We start from the raw sequence: 18,307 nt of genomic DNA, 5'->3' as shown, positions 1-18,307 counted from the left end.
TGCTCGTAGAATGATGGTGGACCAGCCCGAACCTGACCTGGCGCGCGCCGCACGCCTGCTGGCCAGCCCCTCGCGGGCCCTGATGCTCAAGGCCCTGTGCGACGGCCGGCCGCTGGCGGTCACCGACCTGGCGAGGGTGGCCGACGTGAGCGTGCCCACAGCGAGCGTCCACCTCGGACAGTTGGCCGAGGCAGGGCTCGTGCGGGCCGAACGCTCGGGGCGCAACCGCTACTTCCACCTCGCCGGGCCTGATGTCGCCGCGGCCCTGGAGGCGCTGGCGGTCATCGCACCGCCCGATCCGACCCCGGTGACCACACTGCGCACGCACAGCCGCCACAGCGCGCTGCGCCGCTCGCGCACCTGTTACGACCACCTCGCGGGGTCCTTGGGTGTGGCGCTGATGTACGCCTTCCTCGACCAGGGACTGCTGCAGCGGGAGGAGGGTGCGCTCGCCTCTCGGTCCCGCGCTGATCAGCCCGGCTCGTACGGCAAGCAGGCCTCGTACCAGTTGACCCCCGAGGGGACCGAACGCTTCGCCGCGTTCGGCATCGACGTGGACGGGATGACTCGCGGGCGACGACCGATAGTGCGCTACTGCGTCGACTGGAGCGAGCGGCGTCATCATCTCGCCGGTGCTCTGGGTGCCGCGCTGGCCGAACGGTACTTCCACCTGGGCTGGTTGCGCTACGGCGTCTCGCCGCGCGTCGTCCATCTCACCGACACCGGCAAGGGCGGGGTGATGGACACCTTCGCGATTGAAGTCCTGAACTGAAAGCGGCCGGTACGGGCGGGGTTGATTCCGCCCGTACCGGCCGCTACATGGGTGGCGCCGCTTCGGTCTTGCCAAGTGAAGGGCCAGTCGCTGGCGGCCTTTGCCAGGCTGCCGGTCTCCTTCGCCGCCGCGCTAACGGGCCCCGCCGCTTCGCGAAGGGTCAGTCGCCGTCGCGGGAGACGGTGGGTGCCTCCCGTACCCCCAGTACGGTGACGCCGGTCTCGGTACGCACCCGGTGCACGCTGCCCGGGGCCTCGATGACCAAGTCGCCCGCGGTGTAGCGGTCACCATTGTCGTTGACGAGGTCTCCATCGAGGACGAACATGAGCTCGTAGCCGAGGTGTTCGTGCAGGTCGCCGTGGGCGCCCGGAGCGAAACGCACCAGGAACGCCGTCGCGTTCTGCGGCGCCTCGGTGGCGTAGAGCGGGCAGATCTCCACCCCTGACCGTCCCGGCTCGTTCCAAGTGGTCCACTTCAGCGTGTCGCGGCCCTCGGTGGTGAGCAGTTGGCGCAGCACCGTGACGGCGCGCTCACGGGGGGCATCGGTCCTTTGGGCGAGAGCGTCGCTCATACGGGCACTCCTTCCAGGTCTGTGGTGCAGGCGGATTCCCGTTCTGCAGCCAGTGGGGTTTCCGGTCGGATGGCAAGGGCGCTCGCGGCGACGGCGTCGGCGTCGCGGAAGAACTCGTTCCACGGTCCTGGGCGGCCACTGCCAACGAGCGTGAACCATCGGGTGTGCTCGGTCGGCAGACCCAGGACGGTCAGCCCGGTGTCCGGGCGGCCGTCGCGGTCCAGCGGGTGGAACGGAGTGCGGGTGACGGCTACGCCGCCCGTGCGGAAGGCCGCCTCTCCGTTCCCGTTGACGAACTCCGTCCACGTTCCGCGCCGCAGCAGGTTCACGGTGAGGGGAGAGGAGTCGAGCCGAACGTCCGGGTTGGGGATGCGCGCGTCGACCAGGACGTCCACGGCGGCAGCCGAACCGGGGACGGCGTCCGAGGAGACGAAGAAGGAGCTGGACTGTGCGTCGACTGTGAAGCGGGTCTGGGGGCCGACGACCCGCAGCAGCCCCGCTTCGATCAGGGCCAGCGCGTATCGCACGCGGATACGTGGGGGACCCGCCGCGAGGAAGGAGTGGCGCGGTGCGAAGTCGGCCAGGAAGTCGCGGTGGGCCTGCGGGTGGAACCCGGCGAAGTCCATCAACTCCCTTATGACCCAGCGGGTGTCGCGCAGCACGTCGAGGGACGTTTTGAGGGCGTCGTCCACGTTCCCGCGTTCGGCGTGCTCCAGGTCGACTCGCATCGCCTGGACCAGCGCCCGGTCGAAGTCGGCCACTGCCGTGAACGCCTTCCCCTCGAAGGGGCGGCTGAGCTGCCACAGGTCCGGTGCCGCCGAGGTGTCCCGGACGCCATGCAGTTCCGCGAGGTCTTCGACGTTGGGCACCCCGTGCCGTGCACGGGCGATGACCTCGCTGCGGAAGGGCTCCACCCGCCCGGGGGCCTCGTGGCGCAGGACCGCGGTGAAGTAAGCCAAGTGGATCTCTGCCATCAGCCAGGGCAGCACGTCCCGCTCAAAGTTCAGGGGTCCGTCGCCGGCGTGTGTCCTGACGGTGTCGGGGGTGAAGAGGGTCGTGCCCGACTTGTAGGTGGCGGACTTCTGGTTGCGGCCCCGGGCGGGCAGCGGCATGCCGCTGCGGGAGCCGGCAAGCATGCGGGGCTCCTCGCCGCTCGGCTCGTACCGTAGCTCGCCGCCCAAGTCCTCGACGAACTTGCCGCCGCGCCCCACTGTGAGCGCGTACATGATGTCGTAGAAGGACAAGCCGATGCCCACGATCCCGACGGTCGCGGTGGCGGGGATCTCGCCCAGGGGCATGTCGGCCGCCGAGTCGCCGCGTATGTAGCGCAAGTGCGGGCGGGCGGCGGCGAATTCGGCAAGTTCCCGGTGCGCACCGGTGAGGTCGGGCGTCGGGTGCCCCGTGGTGAGGACGACCCGGTCGGCCCGCAGCAGGGTGCCGTCCGACAGGTGGAGGGCATAGCCGTCGGCTCCTGGGACGAGGTCCTCGACGGTGGCGGTGACGCGGTGCAGCGCGGCCCACGGCGGCAGGGACGCGTCGATGGTGTCCAGTACGTAGCGCATGTACCGGCCGTGCAGAGCGCGCGGGGCGTATGCGTTGGGCCCGGGGCAGTCCGCCTCATTGTCCGCCCACCACTGGGCGAGCGACGGTCCGGCTCCAGGACGGGCGGGGCCGCCGTCAGGCAGTCCGGAGAACATGCTGACCTCGGCGCAGACGGTGTTCATGAGGAACCAACTGGGCTGGTCGGAGCGCCAGATCCGGCCGCAGCCGACCTCCACGGCATCCACCAGGAAAATCTCCGTCCTGCGGGCAGCGCCCGTGGCCAGGCGTGCGGCGATCCTCTCCAGCACCCCCAGCCCCCGGGGGCCGCTGCCGACTATGACGATGCGATGTGAGCCTTCCACCACGTTGGACCTCTTTCACGGTTCGGATTCGTGCAGAAAACAGCGCCAGAGGCGGATCGAATTCTCCTGCGATGTTCTGCACGGACTCCCATCCTTTTGGGATCGTCGGCCCATGCAGACTTCAGGGGCATGGATGGCGCCCGAGGGAGATGGATAAGAGCGTCGTTCGCAAATGCCAAACTACCGGGCCTTCGCTCGCGAATCAAAGTAAATTCGCTCATACTCCCATGAGCGGAATTCATGCAAATGGCACCGCCGGGTGAATATGGCTACGATGGCGCCGCGCACAGAACATTCGCACCAGCCACAGCGGAGACACATCGTGGGACGCCCGGCACTCATTCTCATGGACCTGATAAACGACGTGGTCCACCCCGACGGCAGCTACGCGCGCGAGGGCTACGCGGAGCAGGTCGGCTCCCGCGGCGTACTGGAGCAGGCCGCCGCAGCAGCGGACCTGGCCCGCAGCCAGGGCATCGCGGTCATCCACGTGACCGTTGGCTTCTCGACCGGTTATCCCGAATGGCCGGCCGGCTCGCCGGTGTTCGCACCGTGCCGCGACGAGAAACGGCTCCAGCTCGGCGAATGGGGCACCCAGCACCACGAGCAGGTCCGGCCGCTCCCCGGCGAAGTAGTCCTCGCCAAGCACCGGCTCAGCCCCTTCCACGGCACCGCCCTCGACATGATCCTGCGCACTCAGGGCGTGGACCGGCTGCTGCTCGGCGGGGTATCGAGCGACCTGGTGGTGATGTCGGCCGCCCGTGAGGCGCACGACCGCGACTACCGCGTGGAGATACTGGAGGACGCCACCGCTGCCGCGAACCAGGAGCTGCACCGCGCGGCCCTGACGCTGCTGGCCCGCACCGCCACCCTGACCAGCGTCGACCAGGCACTGGCCCACTGACCACGCAAGGAGTGCCCATGGGCTCGACCCTGGCGCAGAAGGTCTGGAACGCGCACATCGTCCGCCCCGGCGACAACGGCGAGGACCTGCTGTACGTCGACCTGCACCTGCTGCACGAAGTCAACACCCCGCAGGCCTTCGACGGCCTGCGCGCCACCGGGCGGCCGGTGCGGCGACCGGACCTGACGCTGGGAACGGAGGACCACAACACTCCCACAGTCGCCATCGACAAGATCATCCAGGACCCGGTGGCACGCCACCAGTCGGAGCTGATGCGCCAGAACTGCGCCGACTTCGACATCCCGCTGCTGCGCATCGGCGACCCTCAGCAAGGCATCGTGCACGTCATCGGCCCCGAACTCGGCCTGGCGCGCCCCGGCATGACGATCGTGTGTTGCGACTCCCACACCACCACGCAGGGAGCCTTCGGCGCGCTCGCCTTCGGTATCGGCACCAGCCAGGTCGAGCACGTGCTGGCCACCCAGACGCTGCCGATGCCCCGCCCCCGCGACATGGCGGTAACCGTCAACGGCACCCTGCGCCCCGGGGTGACAGCGAAGGATCTGGTGCTCGCCCTGATCGCCAAGATCGGCACTGCCGGCGGCCAGGGACACATCGTGGAATACCGCGGCACCGCCATCGACGCCCTGTCCATGGAGGGGCGGATGACCCTGTGCAACATGACAGTGGAGGCAGGCTCGCGAGCAGGGATGATCGCACCCGACGCCACGACCCTGGATTATCTCTCCAGGCGTCCGGGCATGCCGCAGGGAGCGCTCTGGAAGGCGGAGGCCGAGTATTGGATGGGCCTGCGCAGCGACCCGGACGCGGTGTTCGACAAGGAGGTCGTTCTCGACGGCGGCTCCGTATCCCCGTACGTCTCCTGGGGCACGAACCCGGCCCAGAGCGTCCCGCTCAGCGGCGTGGTCCCGGGCCCACAGGAGTTCGCCACCGAGCCGGAGCGTGCCGCGGCCCGCCGCGCGCTGGACTACATGGGACTCACCCCCGGGACGGCGATCCGGGAGGTTCCGGTGGACGCGGTGTTCGTCGGCTCGTGCACCAACGGCCGGATCGAGGACCTACGTGCCGTAGCGAACGTTCTCGACGGACGCAAGGTGGCCGATAGCGTCCGGATGATGATCGTCCCGGGGTCGGCGAGCGTGCGCAGGCAGGCCGTCGCGGAGGGGCTGGCAGACGTCTTCGACCGTGCGGGCGCGGACTTCCGGGCAGGCGCCGGCTGCTCGATGTGCGCAGCGCTCAACGAGGACCGGCTCCGTCCCGGTGAGCGGGCCGCCTCCACCAACAACCGGAACTTCGAGGGACGGCAGGGGCGCGGGTCGCGTACCCACATCGTCTCCCCCGCAGTCGCGGCCGCCACTGCCGTGTCCGGGCGGCTCGCTGCCCCCGACGACCTGTAAGGAACCTGCCTTGGAGAAGTTCACCGTCCACCGCGGCACGGCAATGCCGTTGCAGCGCAGCGATGTCGACACCGACCAGATCATTCCGGTGCGGTTCCTCAACCACTCCGAGCGCATCGGGCACGCCGACGCACTGTTCGCCGACTGGCGCGCTGACCCTGACTTCGTCCTCAACAAGCCCGAGTACCAAGGCGCCAGCGTGCTGATAGCCGGCAATGACTTCGGCACCGGATCCTCTCGCGAGTATGCGGTGTGGGCACTGCTGAACTACGGTTTCCGCGCCGTGGTCGCGCCGCGTTTCGGCGACATCTTCCACGGCAATGCCCTGATGAACGGCCTGCTCCCGGTCACCCTGCCCGAAGAGATCATCGAGACTCTGTGGGAGCTGGTCATCGCCGAACCGGCCCGTCAGGTCACCATCGACCTGGTGGAGTCGACGCTGCACTGCGCAGGGTTCACCGCCTCCTTCCACGTGGAGGAGGGCTCCCGGCTGCGGCTGCTGTCGGGCCGGGACCTCATCGCCGACACGCTGCAGTACCAGGACGCCATCGCCTCTTACGAACGCGTGCGCCGGCCCGCCATGCCCACCACGACGTTCCTCTGACGGGCGGCGAGAGCGGGCAGCTCACCGACTCGCTGCCCGGCCACCTCCCGAGCGGCGGCGCTGAACGCGAGTACCCGGCGATCCTCACGCCTGCCGGTCCGCGTGCCGATGGACAACTGGCGTGAACGGCCGGGCGCCAGCTCCAGGACGTGCAGGTTCGGTAGGACGGCCGGCAGCACGGTATCGGGCAGAATCGTAACGCCAAGGCCCTCGCCGACCATGGACAGCACGGTGTTCAGGTCGCGTATGTGATGCGGGGGCACAAGTGCGCCTGCCTCCTCGCGGAAGGCGCGCAGCGCCACTGCCTCAGGGTCCCAGGAAGGGATGATCAAAGGCAGGCGCGCGACCAACTCGTACGGCACGGCGTGCTGGCCGGCCAGCGGATGGTCCCGGGAGACCAGGGCGTACAGCGTCTCGCGTTTCAGGGGCGCCGTGTCCACGTCCGGCGGGTCCGAGTACATGATCCCCACGTCCACGCTTCCGGCCCGTAGCCAACGTTCTACCTGCCTGTCGTCGCCCTCCCGGACGGTGATGTCCTCCTCCCCGCCCGTGAGGGCGAGTTGCGACATCAGCCGCGGCAGGAGCTGCGCGGCGAAGGTGGGCACCGTCGCTACCCGTAGCGGCCCGTCCTCGGCGCACGCGGAGCGGGCCCGGGCGACGACCAACTCGGCGTGGTGGACCACGGCCTGCGCATGCCGCAGCGCGCGCCGGCCCTCAGCGGTCAGGACGGCGCCGCCGCGCTCGCGGCGCATCAGCGTCACACCAAGCTCCTTCTCCAGCGCAGCCACGGCATGGCTGACGGCCGACTGGCTGATGCCCAGCCGCAGTCCGGCGCGAGTGAAGCTCTCCGTCTCGGCGACGGCAACGAAAGCGGAACACTGCGTCAGTTTCACCAGGTCTCCCCGAACGAATCGTTATGCGAGGTGCTCATGATTCGGCCACGGTAGACACGGCGGATCGGCTCAATCGCGGCTATCCCCACAAAGGAGGATCGGCAGTCGTCACTCCTCCACCCCAAGGGGGCCCGCTCCACCTTTTGATGAGCTCCGTTGACCGCACTGCAGGGGTCATCGATCATGCGTTTCGGGAAGCCCCTCCATGCGCCCTTTCTCCGGCCCACGCGCGTGGTTGACGAGAATAAGGAAAGCGACCGATGCGCCCCATCCACTCACTGAACAAGTCGGAACACGACGATCTTTACCACGTCCTGGACTCCGTCGCAAAGCACCCCTACGAGGACTATCCGTCCTTTTCCCGGGCGGTCACGGACATGATCGACCAGGGGCGGGTACCCGCCTTCTTCGCCGAACTCTGCGGCCGCATCAAGGACGAGCGCCAGCGGGGCACGTCACAGGCACACGTACTGCGCAACGTGCCCATCGACGCCGACGTCCCCATGCTCGACCACGACGACCCGGTGACCGACAAGCACGCCAAGAAGACGACCTTCGTCGGCGAAGCCCTGCTGGAGCTGTTCAACCAGCTCGTGGGAACCCCGCTGCTCACCTACGCCCGGAACCGGGGCGACTTCTTCACCGACGTCGTCGCCTACAACCGCTTCAGCGGGATGTTCACCGGCTACAGCGACAGCGAGCTGTACTTCCACAACGACCGCACCGCGCACCCCGTCAGGGCCGACTACATCTCCCTGCTGGGCATGCGGTGCCCCGACGACGTGATCTACACCGGATACGTCGACGGCACAGCACTGCTCGAACATCTGGACCCGGCGGTGCAGGAGACGCTCCGCCGGCCGTACTTCATCACCTCCTTCGACGTCTTCTCCCGCGAGTTCAACGCAGCTCTCACTGAGTCCGAGAAGCACCCGGTCCTCTACAACCACCACAGCTTCCGCTACATGGACACCGCCACCACCGTCGCGCCCGACGCCCCGGTCGAAGCCAGGGATGCGATCATCGCCGTCAAGAACGCGCTCGCGAAAGCCGACAAGCAGCGGCACCGCATACTGACCGGCGACCTGTTCGTCCTGGCCAATCAGGACGGCATGCACAGCCGCGAAAAGATCGAGATCCACGACCCGGTGCAGGCAAAGTCCCGGTGGCTTCTCAAGACCTACGCCTTCCGGGACGACGCCACCGCCGACGCACACGCCGACGCGTGGCTCGACGGCGTCAGGGGCCGCGTCGCCGACTGATGCCTACCGACCCCATATCCGCCGCGGCGGCCACCGGCGCCTGCGCCACCCGCGCCTCGTCCTGCGCGTGACGCGCCGCATCTCACGCCACACCCACAGGAGAAACCGCTGTGCCTCGCGCTCGCGTAGCTTCCCGCTTCTCGGGGATCGAGAAGTCCCCCACCTACGCAATCCTCGACCTGGCCGCAGAGCTGCGTGCCCAGGGCGAGTCGATCCTCGACCTGAACGGTGGAGAACCCGACTTCGACACGCCCGACCACATCACCGCCGAGGGCCGGCAGGCCCTGGACAGCGGCTTCACCCACTACACACCCAGCCGCGGCCTGCCCGTGCTCCTGGAGGCCATCGGCGACAAGCTGCTCAAGGACAACGGCCTGGCCCTGGACCCAGCCCGCCAGATCATCGTCACCCCCTCCGCCAAGCACGCCCTGTTCGTCTCAGTCATGACGCTGCTCGGCCCGGGCGATGAGCTCCTGATCCCCACCCCAAGCTGGGTGAGCTACCCCGCCATGGCCCGCCTGGCCGGAGCGGAACCGGTCTTCGCCCCGCTCAGCGCGGAGAACGGCTTCCGCCTCACCCGGGAGCTCCTGGAAGTGCACCTCACCCCGCGCACCCGGGCGCTGCTGATCAACAACCCCAACAATCCCACCGGCAACGTCCTCAGTCCTGCTGAGGCAGACGCGGTGGCCAGCGTCGCCCGTGACCACGACCTGTGGGTGATCACGGATGAGATCTATGAGAAGGTCCGCTTCCGCGGCGAGCACATCAGCCTCGCCGCCCTGCCCGGCATGGCCGACCGCACACTCACTGTCAACGGCTTCTCCAAGGCCTACGCCATGACCGGCTGGCGCCTTGGCTACGTAGCGGCGCCCGAGGACGTCTCGGCCCAGATGCTGAAGGTGCAGCAGCACACGGTGGGCTGCGCTGGTTCCTTCGTGCAGCGGGGCGGACACAGCGCCCTGACCGGCCCGCAGGAACCCATCCAGCGGATGCGCACGGCCTACGCCGAACGCAGGGACCTTCTGGTGGAGGGCCTTTCCGGTATACCTGGCTTCGCCTGCCCGAGCCCGGACGCCGCGCTGTACGCCTTCTGCGACATCAGCGGCACCGGATTCGCCGATCCGACGTCCTTCACCTCCTGGCTGCTGCGTGAGGCGAAGGTGGCCGTCACGCCCGGCTCAGCCTTCGGACCCGGCGGCAAGAGGCACATCCGGCTGGCCTTCGCCTCGGACCCCAAAACCCTCACCGACGCAGTGGACCGCATCAAGACCGCCATGGACCGGCTGTGACCGCTCCCCCCGTCGAACCGCCCCGCTCCCAGAGAGGCCTCCCGATGACCGCAGCGCCCCTCGTGCCCCTTCAGCAGCAGCCGGACCTCGGCGTCCAGCAGCCGAGGCCCTGCCCCACACCGATCACTGCGGCCACCGTGCGCCAGCGCCCCTCGGGCATGCCCGTGCACCGCTACCGACCCTACGAGGCCGTGGACCTGCCGCATCGTACCTGGCCGTCCAACCGCGTCGCCGCGGCTCCTCGCTGGCTGTCGACCGACCTGCGCGACGGCAACCAAGCCCTGATCGACCCCATGCAGCCCGAGCGCAAACGGACCATGTTCGACCTGCTGGTCCGCATGGGTTACAAAGAGATCGAGGTCGGCTTCCCGGCCTCCGGCCAGACCGACTTCGGCTTCGTGCGCTCGCTCATCGAACAGGATGCGATCCCGGACGATGTGACGATCTCCGTTCTGACCCAGGCGCGCGAAGAACTGATCGAACGGACCGTCGAGTCCCTGGTGGGCGCACCCCGGGCCACCGTGCACCTGTACAACGCAACGGCCCCGCTCTTCCGCCGGACCGTGTTTCGCAACGACAAGACGGCGACCAGAGGGATCGCAGTCGAAGGTACGAATCTGGTGATGAGGTACGCCGACAAACTGCTCGGCTCCCACACCGTGCTCGGCTACCAGTACAGCCCGGAGATCTTCACCGAGACCGAACTGGACTTCGCCCTGGAGATCTGCGAAGCGGTGATGGACGTGTGGCAGCCCGACGAGGGCCGCGAGATCATCCTGAATCTGCCGGCCACCGTCGAGCGCTCGACCCCCTCGACGTACGCGGACCGCTTCGAGTGGATGTCGCGCCACCTTTCGCGCCGCGCATTCGTGTGCCTGTCCGCCCACCCCCACAACGACCGGGGCACCGCGGTCGCGGCCGCGGAACTGGCGGTGATGGCGGGCGCGGACCGCATCGAGGGCTGCCTCTTCGGCCAGGGCGAGCGCACGGGCAACGTCGACCTGGTCACTTTGGGCATGAACCTGTTCAGCCAGGGCGTCGAACCGATGATCGACTTCTCGGCGATCGACGACATCCGGCGTACGGTCGAGTACTGCACGCGCATGGAAGTCCACGCACGGCACCCCTACGCCGGAGACCTGGTGTACACGTCGTTCTCCGGATCGCACCAGGACGCGATCAACAAAGGGCTGGCGGCCCTTGAGGAGAAGGCCGCCGCGCAGGGACGGCTGGCGGCGGAGGCCGACTGGGAGGTCCCCTACCTACCGATCGACCCCAAGGACGTCGGCCGCTCCTACGAAGCGGTGATCCGCGTCAACTCGCAGTCCGGGAAGGGAGGCGTGGCCTACGTACTGAAGGCCCACCACCACCTCGACCTGCCCCGCCGCCTGCAGATCGAGTTCTCAAAGATCGTCCAGAACCACACGGACACGCACGGCGGCGAGGTCACCGCGGAACGCATCTGGTCCCTCTTCTCGGATACCTACCTCGATCAGTGCGACAACGCCTGGGGCTGGGTCGCCGTACGCGACCACCACATCGACACGACACCCGACGGCACCTGCCACCTCACCCTCGACCTGGACACCGACAGCGCACCCACGAGCCTGACCGGCTCGGGCACCGGCCTGTCCGAAGCACTCACCACCGCTCTCGCGCCCTTGCGACAGGTGTCCGTACTCGAGACGGTGAGCCAGCCCCTCGACGACAACGCCCGGCAGGCCGTCTGCGTCTACGCCGAATGCCTGGTAGAGGGCCAGTTGATGTGGGGCGTCGGCATTGAGGGCGACCTCACACGGGCCTTGATCAACGCGCTCGTATCGGCAGCGAACCGCCATCGCGGGCAGCCCAATCGCCTCCGTTGACGGCGGCCGTGGAAAACGGCTCCCGTCCACGTGCTGTCGATCGGTGGCTGTGTGTCACAGTCGGCGATGCTCCTACAGATGTCAAGCGGCTTGTGCGAGGCCGGTCGGGGCGGTTTGCGGTCTGCTGTGGGTGGTCAGAGCGCGGCAGACCTCGCGGGCGACCGGCCGCCACGGGGGCGTTCGATTCATCCGGCCGCGGTGGGGACTGAGCCGCCTCAGCCTGATCCGATGCAGACGAGTGCCGGGACCACGACTGACCACGGGACGACCTCGGGGTTAGGATCTGCCCCGCGTGCACCTGGACGCACAGGAAACGCAGGGCAAGGCGGGGGAACATGATCGAGGAGTACGCCGGAGTCCGGAAGAGCCTGCATCCCGGAGTGCAGGCCGCTGCAGCGCTGGTACTGGTGGGCGGCGTGCTGGGCGCCATGTGGGGGCTGGGGATCTTCAACCTGAGCTCCGCCGCCGCCAGTAGGCCGGCCGTGTGCAGCGTCACCCCGGCGACCCCGGCGACCCCGGCGACCCCGGCGGCGGCGACCGCGGACGCGTCCGCCGGGCGACTGTGCGCGGCGTTGAACCGGTCGGACCTGCCGGTGCTGCTCGGGACCCCGGGCGATCATGTGCTGAACGCCTCGGGAAGCACCAGCACCAGCACCTTCACCTCCGCCGGGGGCTCCCAGAGCCGCACCCCCCAGGCGGACGTGCAGACCACGACCTACTCGCTGGAACTCACGGGGAACGACGACGACCTCACCGTCGCCCAGGCGGTCCCCCTCCTCGGTCGAACCGCGCAGCAGACCACGGTGCTCGGCCACCCGGCCGTCCTCTACTCGAACCACACCATCGCCTTCAGCCTCGGCGGCGGGACGACCCGTCCCGGCGGCATCGCTCGGACCCTGATGGTCGCCAGGAGCGCGAAGGACGGCGGCGGCTCCTTCGAGATCGCCCTCTGGCGCCAGGACGACGTACTGCCGGACGACAACGCGCTACGGCGCGTCGCCGAGCGGATACTGCCGACCCTCCCCGGCTGGACCAACGGCTGACCTGAGCACGTCCTACTCCCGCCTGTAGCGGTTCGCGCACCCGGAGAACCACATCCACGCCCTCCGGTGTGCCGCTCGGAAAATCATCGCTGCAGTTTGAACGGTGAATGTCCGTGACTGTTCGGCGGTGGCTGAAATGCTGACCTCATGATCGTGTCGCTGCTGTACCGCGCCGCCCGCACCCTGCTGTCCATACCGGCGGTCCTGCTGCGCTGGGACACCTGTGGGTGCCGATTTCTCATCCAGCCTGGTCAGGCGGCATGTTGGTACTCATGGAGCACTCCCCCGAGCCGGTCCTTCCGTCGGATGCTCAGGTGATCCAATCGGATGGCCTCGACGATGGGCTCGGGCAGCGGTCGCAGCGGGGCGGCACTGCGCAGTGTTCGGTGGGGCCGGTGACCGTTGTAGAAGGACTCGAACTCGCGGAGTGCACACAGGAGGTGGGCCTGGTTCCAGATCAAGGTCCGGTCCAGTAGCTCGCGCTTACAGGTTCCCATCCAGCGCTCCATGATCGCGTTCATCCGCAGTGTCTGGATACCGCTGAGGACGATCCGAACCCCGGCGTCGGCCAGGACCGCGTCGAACGCAGCGGTGAACGTGGAGCCGAGGATCCGGATCGGCCGGCTGGCGTGCTCGATCACCGCGAAGACGTACAACCGGGTACCCGTCAGGGTGCGGGTGTCCAGAAAATCGCAGGCCAGTAGGGCATCGGCCGGGGAGCGCAAGAATCCGGCCCAGGTGGTGCGGTCCCGCTGCGGCGCGGCGAGACGGATACGCCAGCCTCCGAGCGGTCAGCCCCTATACGACCAGCCGGAGATGCTCCCCACCGCGATGGCGACCACAGGGCCTGCTGGTAGGTGCTCGCGGTACTGCGGGTAGCGCCCGGCCAGGAGTTCGACCGCGGAGTCTCGGGCGTCGCCGCTCTCCCAGATTTCGGCGCGGCCATCGACACGCACCCACCACAGGGCTTCCCAGTCGTCGGAGTAGTGGTCGACCAGGACGGACACTTGAGGGTTCTCGGCGATATTCCGCAGCCGGCGCAAGTTCATCGATGACTTGGGCTTGTGGTCGATGACGAAGTACAAGTGGGTGCCGTCGAAGGCGTAGGTGATCGGGACGAGATGCGGTTCGCCGCTGGTGGATGCCGTGGCAAGGCGGGCTACTCGGGCGCGACGAAGGCGCTGATCGGCCTCGGCAGGTTCGAGTTCCATGGCGGGACGGTACCGCGAGTAAGGAACTACAGATGGATCTCCGGCACAGGCGAGTCTCGTCCTCCGCGAGATACCGGCACGCCGCTGTGTGTCGCAGAACCCGGCGCAGTTGGGTAGCCCCGCCACATGCGCGCCACCGAACGTCGGCTGGGCGTAGCGCGCCGTTCGATTTTCGCCCCCTCCCCTTCCATGGGAGCGCGCTGAAGTCGCGGGGAGCGGCAGTTGACCTCTTTGACCACCCGTCAGGCTGCCATCCGTAGACGCGTCGACGGTGGTGCTTGGCGCTCATGAACAGCGCCAGCCGCGTCAGCGCATAGGTGTGGATCTTGGTGAAACGGCGGGCGGAGTTGCCGTACCGAAAGTACGCCGCCCATCCGGTCAGGAACCAGTTGATCTCCTGGATCACCAAGTCCACCGACACCCGTAGCCGGCAGCGGTCCGTCAGTTCACGAATCCGCTCCCTCACCCGGGTCATGGCCTTGTCTGCGGGCCAGCGTGCGAGGAAGACGACCGGGCGCTTCCCGTGCGAGGCGGACGAGCGCACCAGGCGGTGCTGGAATCCGAGGAACACGAAGCCCTCGTCTCCCACCTCCAGGTGCACGATCCGCGTCTTGGCCTCCTTCGGCTCCAGGCCGAGCTCGGCCAGCAGTTCCCGAAGCCGCGCCAGCGCGGCTTCGGCCTGCGTCCGGGACTTGCACATCACCACCAGGTCGTCGGCGAAACGCACCAGTACGCCGTGCTCCCGTTCCACCCATGCCCGGTCGAGCCGGTGCAGGTAGACGTTGCAGAGCGCGGGGCTGATCACCCCGCCCTGGGGTGTGCCGGTCGGCGACCTGTGGACCTGTCCGTCCTGCAGGACTCCCGCGCGCAGGATCACCCGCAGAAGCGTCAGCACGGACTGGTCGCAGACGCGTTCCTCGACCGCCTGCACCAACTTGTCGATCGGGATCGCCTCGAAGCAGTTGGCGATGTCCGTCTCGACCACCCAACGCCGGCCCCGCCAGGACTCGTCGATGAGAACCTGGAGGGCATCGTGCGCCGAGCGCCGCGGGCGGAACCCGTAGCTGCACGGCAGGAAGTCCGCCTCGAACACCGGCTCAAGCACGATCTTCACAGCGGCCTGCACGATCCGGTCGCGGACCGAAGGGATCGACAACGGCCTGGACTCCGATGGCATGCCGGGCTTCGGGATGAAGACCCGCCGTGCCGGGAGTGGCCGATACCTGCCGTTCCTCAAATCCGCTGCCAACTCGTCGAGCAGCCGGGCGACCCCGTACTCCTCGACTGCCGACAGGGTGACTTCGTCAACACCCGGTGCACCGTCGTTGCGACGCACCGCGACCCACCCCCGCCATAGGACGTCCCTGCGAAGGATCTTGTCCATCAGCGAGTGGAACCGTCGTCCGGGGTCAGCCTTGGCCGCCCGGTAAAGCGTGTGCTGCAGGGCACGCACCTTGTCCAGCGGAGCACTTCCCCTGGCGGCGGGACTAGCCGTTGATCCGGCACTCACCGGGCACCTCCACCACGACCGCACGCATCGACGAAGCAGTGGCCCTTCCCTCACCGGGGGTTGTGTTGTCCCTCCGGCTCAAGCAGTACTACGGCCACCTCCGACGCCCACCCGGCCCGCTTCCACTTCCCGGAGGACATCCGGTTATAGGAAGCGACGCTTCCGGCGGCATGTTTCCGCAGGCCACCGGGCCGGGGAGGGCCTCCCCAGTTCCCGCCGCTACTGTCCGAACGTTCCACGCCCCATACGCCGGGGAGTTCCTCGCGGCTGCCTCTCCAGGGTCTTCACCGCTTCCATGGCCTTCGCCCTGACACCCGGGGCTCGGCTCTCCCTTTCCTGCCTTACGGCAGGGACACTAACGACGCGGCAGGCTTCGCGTGATGCTGCGGACCGTTCGTTTGCTCCCCCCGCAGGGGCTCTTGACGCTGGGCTTCGACCCGACCCGTTTCCCGGCCGAGCCGCCAGCCTGCTACCGGGCTTCCTGGCAACTACCCGGACCGGACTTCCACCGGCAAGCAACGACGAGCTTATGACCATCCATCAACCGCCTACACGAGCAACCTCCGGTCTCTGGGCGCACGATGAGGCTTGTCTAAGGTCTGCGTCGTACCAGCAGGAAGGATCTTTCTGCGTGCACACAACCGGGTCACGTCCCAAGCTCGTCGTCTCGTCCGACGGCCTCGGGGCGGTCAGCCACGCCGGCTCGCGCCTACTCGCGGATCTCGCCGACGCCACCGGCCTCACTGGCGCGTTCAGCAACGCGCTTCGCCGCCTACGCCCGCGCGGCACCGGGCACGACCCTGGCCGAGTCGCCGTGGACCTGGCGGTGATGCTCGCCGACGGCGGCGAAGCCATCCGCGACCTCGCCCTGCTCCGCGACCAGGCCGCGGTGTTCGGCACGGTCGCCTCCAGCCCACCGCCTGGCGCGTACTGGCCGCCACCGACGCCCCGGCGCTTTCCGCACTGCGGGCAGCACGGGCCGCCGCCCGCGAGACCGCCTGGATGCAGGCCGCCGAGACCAGAACCCCAATACCCGCGGCCCGCGCCGCCGGCCACGACCTGCCGGGCCTGGTCCTGGACCTCGACGCCACCCTGGTCACCTGCCACTCCGAGAAAGAACAGGTCGCCGCCACCTACAAGCACGGCTTCGGCTACCACCCACTGCCGTGCTTCCTGGACAACACCGGCGAAGCCCTGGCCGGCCTCCTTCGACCGGGCAACGCCGGCGCCAACACCGCCGCCGACCACATCACCGTCCTGGACCACGCCCTGGCCCAGACCCCCGACGCCCACCGCCACGGCACCGAGATCCTCATCCGCACCGACAGCGCGGGCAGCGCCAAAGCCTTCCTGGCCCACATACGCGCCCTGCGCGACCACGGCGTCAATGCCTCCTACTCCGTCGGACACGCCGTCACCGCACCGATCCGCCAAGCGATCCGCGCCCTGCCCGCACACCTCTGGCACCCGGCCCCGGAACAGGACGGATCCCAGCGCGCCGGCGCGGACGTCGCCGAACTGACCGGGATGCTCGACCTGGCCGGCTGCCCGGCAGGCAGCCGGATCACCCCACCCCGGTGCCCAACTCTCCCTGTTCGACAAGAACGAAGGCCTGCGCCACCAGGTCTTCCTCACCGACACCCCCTACGCGGGCGGCGGGTCACTGCAGTTCCTGGAGGCCCGCCACCGCGCCCACGCCCGCGTCGAACAGGTGATCGCGGACCTCAAATCCGGGCCGCTGGCCCACCTTCCCTCGGGCAACTTCCAGGCCAACGCCGCCTGGCTCGCCCTGGCCGCAATCACCCACAACCTGATGCGCGCCCTGGGCACCCTGGCCTCGACGTTCCACGCCAAGGCGACCACCGGGACCCTGCGCGACCAGCTCATACGCGTGCCGACCCGAATCACGCGCGGGGCCCGGCGGCTGACGCTGCGTCTGCCCGTGAACTGGCCCTGGCGCGAGGCCTGGTCGCAGATGTTCGCCGTGCTCCACGCACCACCACACCACTGACAGCCCCATCCGTCCTGCCCGCGAGGGCCCGAACCTGTGGACATGTGGAAAAGCTGGGCAGACCAGCGGCTACCCCACGCCCACTGCTCACCTCCGAGTCGGCAACCGACCGCAAGACCCCCGAAACGATCACCCGGAAATCAAGCCGGTGGATCCGGGCTCAGTCTCCACCCTTGTCTCCCCCGGACTCGGCAAACCTCCGCGCGAGCGGATCGGACCAGATCGCAAGCTCCGGATTGATGACCGCCGCCGGTGCAGATGACGGCGTACGAGCGGCCCCGACGTACACGGGCACGCCCTGGAATCCGCCTCCTTTACCCGTACGGTCTCGCGCACGGGCATAGACTCGTGATGAGTCAGCGTCTTTGATGCTGGCCGCAGTGGAGGGGGCGGGGGATGGATCAGGGCGCAGTGAGGCAGTTGGCTCGGCAGATTGTTGAGCGGGCTGCGCCGGACGAGGCACCGGAGTTGGACACGCTCGCGGATGCGTACTTCGAGGACCCGGCGCGGATGCGCGCAGGCGACAAGACGCGGAAGGATCCGCTTGGTTTCGGGGACGCCGAGACCATCGCGTACATCACACCTGCGGTCTTGTTCGTCGCGGACCACGTGCTGTCCGCCGTGCTGGACGCGGCCATCGTCGAAGGTACCCGGAAGTGGTGGAGTCGACGGCGTAACAGGCACGCCAGTGCTCAGGCCGCGCTGGCGTCGACTGATGACGCCTTCGACCCTTCCGAACTCCTTGACGCCTACGGCGGCGACCTCGAGAGGATTCGAGAGACCGCTAGGGCGGCGGCTGCTGAGTTCGGAGTGGACAGCGCGCTCGCAGGGACGATCGCGGAGGTTGTCGTCGCCGTGCTTTCTGGTGTGCAGCCGGAGGCACAGCCGCTGCCGCCCGAGTCATCGCAATAGGATGTAGCGCGTGCAGAAGTAGGTTCCCACCACCAGTCCGGTGAGAGCGTGGTGGTGAACTGTGCTGTAGCTCGATGAGGTGCAGTTTTCCGGTTGAGTGGGTGTGGTTGTGGCTGGGTCGGGGCAGTCAGCGGACGG

The 18,307-nt window shown here is 68.4% G+C and carries 13 protein-coding genes and 3 pseudogenes; 10 read left to right on the top strand and 6 right to left on the bottom strand.

Translation table 11 applies throughout. The annotated features are described in order from the left end of the window. Positions 1–10 precede the first annotated feature (10 nt). Positions 11–772, top strand: a complete 762-nt coding sequence (locus ABH941_RS00080; RefSeq protein ID WP_370126408.1) for an ArsR/SmtB family transcription factor — start codon at positions 11–13, stop codon at positions 770–772. 160 nt (positions 773–932) lie between these two features. Here ABH941_RS00080 and ABH941_RS00075 read toward each other — a convergent pair whose 3' ends face one another. Together ABH941_RS00075 and ABH941_RS00070 are read right to left on the bottom strand one after the other, a co-directional pair. Further along, positions 933–1,343, bottom strand: a complete 411-nt coding sequence (locus tag ABH941_RS00075; RefSeq protein ID WP_370126407.1) for a cupin domain-containing protein — start codon at positions 1,341–1,343, stop codon at positions 933–935. Next, positions 1,340–3,247 (bottom strand): FAD/NAD(P)-binding protein, encoded by a 1,908-nt coding sequence (locus tag ABH941_RS00070; protein ID WP_370126406.1) that lies wholly within the window; start codon positions 3,245–3,247, stop codon positions 1,340–1,342. The genes ABH941_RS00075 and ABH941_RS00070 overlap by 4 nt, the downstream gene beginning before the upstream one ends. A 346-nt stretch (positions 3,248–3,593) precedes the next feature. On the opposite strand from ABH941_RS00070, the gene ABH941_RS00065 reads away from it, so the two are divergent. The 3 genes from ABH941_RS00065 to leuD are packed head-to-tail and all read left to right on the top strand — an operon-like array spanning position 3,594 to position 6,173. Further along, positions 3,594–4,151: a cysteine hydrolase family protein gene (locus ABH941_RS00065; RefSeq protein WP_370126405.1), complete on the top strand. Its 558-nt coding sequence runs from the start codon at positions 3,594–3,596 to the stop codon at positions 4,149–4,151. 17 nt (positions 4,152–4,168) lie between these two features. Further along, the gene (gene leuC / locus ABH941_RS00060) at positions 4,169–5,569 is read left to right on the top strand and encodes a 3-isopropylmalate dehydratase large subunit (RefSeq protein ID WP_370126404.1); all 1,401 of its coding nucleotides are present in this window, start codon (positions 4,169–4,171) and stop codon (positions 5,567–5,569) included. 10 nt (positions 5,570–5,579) lie between these two features. Continuing rightward, entirely contained in the window at positions 5,580–6,173 is a 594-nt protein-coding gene (leuD, locus tag ABH941_RS00055) for a 3-isopropylmalate dehydratase small subunit (RefSeq protein WP_370126403.1), read from the top strand. On the opposite strand, the gene ABH941_RS00050 is transcribed toward leuD, so the two are convergent. Continuing rightward, on the bottom strand, positions 6,125–7,066 hold the full coding sequence (locus ABH941_RS00050; RefSeq protein WP_370126402.1) for a LysR family transcriptional regulator: 942 nt from the start codon (positions 7,064–7,066) through the stop codon (positions 6,125–6,127). The two genes, leuD and ABH941_RS00050, sit on opposite strands and share 49 nt — an antisense overlap. Before the next feature lie 260 nt (positions 7,067–7,326). Between ABH941_RS00050 and ABH941_RS00045 the strand changes: the two genes are divergently transcribed. From ABH941_RS00045 to ABH941_RS00030, 4 genes are all read left to right on the top strand, one after another. Further along, positions 7,327–8,328 carry a TauD/TfdA family dioxygenase gene (locus tag ABH941_RS00045; RefSeq protein WP_370126401.1) on the top strand — a complete coding sequence of 334 codons (1,002 nt, stop codon included), beginning with the start codon at positions 7,327–7,329 and terminating at the stop codon, positions 8,326–8,328. A 110-nt stretch (positions 8,329–8,438) separates the two neighbouring features. Continuing rightward, positions 8,439–9,617: a pyridoxal phosphate-dependent aminotransferase gene (locus ABH941_RS00040; RefSeq protein ID WP_370126400.1), complete on the top strand. Its 1,179-nt coding sequence runs from the start codon at positions 8,439–8,441 to the stop codon at positions 9,615–9,617. Between the two features lie 44 nt (positions 9,618–9,661). Continuing rightward, positions 9,662–11,482 (top strand): 2-isopropylmalate synthase, encoded by a 1,821-nt coding sequence (leuA, locus tag ABH941_RS00035; RefSeq protein WP_370126399.1) that lies wholly within the window; start codon positions 9,662–9,664, stop codon positions 11,480–11,482. Between the two features lie 335 nt (positions 11,483–11,817). Continuing rightward, positions 11,818–12,525, top strand: a complete 708-nt coding sequence (locus ABH941_RS00030; protein ID WP_370126398.1) for a DUF6215 domain-containing protein — start codon at positions 11,818–11,820, stop codon at positions 12,523–12,525. Positions 12,526–12,776: 251 nt separating this feature from the next. On the opposite strand, the pseudogene ABH941_RS00025 reads toward ABH941_RS00030, so the two are convergent. The 3 genes and pseudogenes from ABH941_RS00025 to ltrA all read right to left on the bottom strand — a co-directional run. After that, positions 12,777–13,286: pseudogene (locus ABH941_RS00025) on the bottom strand (integrase core domain-containing protein); the annotation flags it as partial. Positions 13,287–13,316: 30 nt separating this feature from the next. Beyond that, positions 13,317–13,736 carry a TIGR03668 family PPOX class F420-dependent oxidoreductase gene (locus tag ABH941_RS00020; protein WP_370126397.1) on the bottom strand — a complete coding sequence of 140 codons (420 nt, stop codon included), beginning with the start codon at positions 13,734–13,736 and terminating at the stop codon, positions 13,317–13,319. Positions 13,737–14,010: 274 nt separating this feature from the next. After that, a pseudogene (gene ltrA, locus ABH941_RS00015) lies at positions 14,011–15,120 on the bottom strand (group II intron reverse transcriptase/maturase); the annotation flags it as partial. A gap of 757 nt (positions 15,121–15,877) precedes the next feature. On the opposite strand from ltrA, the pseudogene ABH941_RS00010 reads away from it, so the two are divergent. Together ABH941_RS00010 and ABH941_RS00005 are read left to right on the top strand one after the other, a co-directional pair. After that, positions 15,878–17,257, top strand: a pseudogene (locus ABH941_RS00010) (IS1380 family transposase). Positions 17,258–17,653: 396 nt separating this feature from the next. Further along, a complete protein-coding gene (locus tag ABH941_RS00005) occupies positions 17,654–18,169 on the top strand; it encodes a hypothetical protein (RefSeq protein WP_370126396.1) in 516 nt (171 codons plus the stop codon). Positions 18,170–18,307: the final 138 nt, after the last annotated feature.

Origin of the sequence: Streptacidiphilus sp. EB103A (assembly GCF_041261405.1) — a bacterium.
GTDB lineage: Bacteria > Actinomycetota > Actinomycetes > Streptomycetales > Streptomycetaceae > Streptacidiphilus.
Note: the sequence above shows the minus strand (reverse complement) of the source record. Positions and strands in the feature narration are given on the sequence as shown.

Coding starts and splice junctions, on each gene's coding strand:
- ABH941_RS00030 (WP_370126398.1), top strand. CDS start 11,818: ATGATCGAGGAGTACGCCGGAGTCCGGAAGAGCCTGCATCCCGGAGTG.
- ABH941_RS00065 (WP_370126405.1), top strand. CDS start 3,594: ATGGACCTGATAAACGACGTGGTCCACCCCGACGGCAGCTACGCGCGC.
- leuA (WP_370126399.1), top strand. CDS start 9,662: ATGACCGCAGCGCCCCTCGTGCCCCTTCAGCAGCAGCCGGACCTCGGC.
- leuC (WP_370126404.1), top strand. CDS start 4,169: ATGGGCTCGACCCTGGCGCAGAAGGTCTGGAACGCGCACATCGTCCGC.
- ABH941_RS00020 (WP_370126397.1), bottom strand. CDS start 13,736: ATGGAACTCGAACCTGCCGAGGCCGATCAGCGCCTTCGTCGCGCCCGA.
- ABH941_RS00075 (WP_370126407.1), bottom strand. CDS start 1,343: ATGAGCGACGCTCTCGCCCAAAGGACCGATGCCCCCCGTGAGCGCGCC.
- ABH941_RS00005 (WP_370126396.1), top strand. CDS start 17,654: ATGGATCAGGGCGCAGTGAGGCAGTTGGCTCGGCAGATTGTTGAGCGG.
- ABH941_RS00080 (WP_370126408.1), top strand. CDS start 11: ATGATGGTGGACCAGCCCGAACCTGACCTGGCGCGCGCCGCACGCCTG.
- ABH941_RS00045 (WP_370126401.1), top strand. CDS start 7,327: ATGCGCCCCATCCACTCACTGAACAAGTCGGAACACGACGATCTTTAC.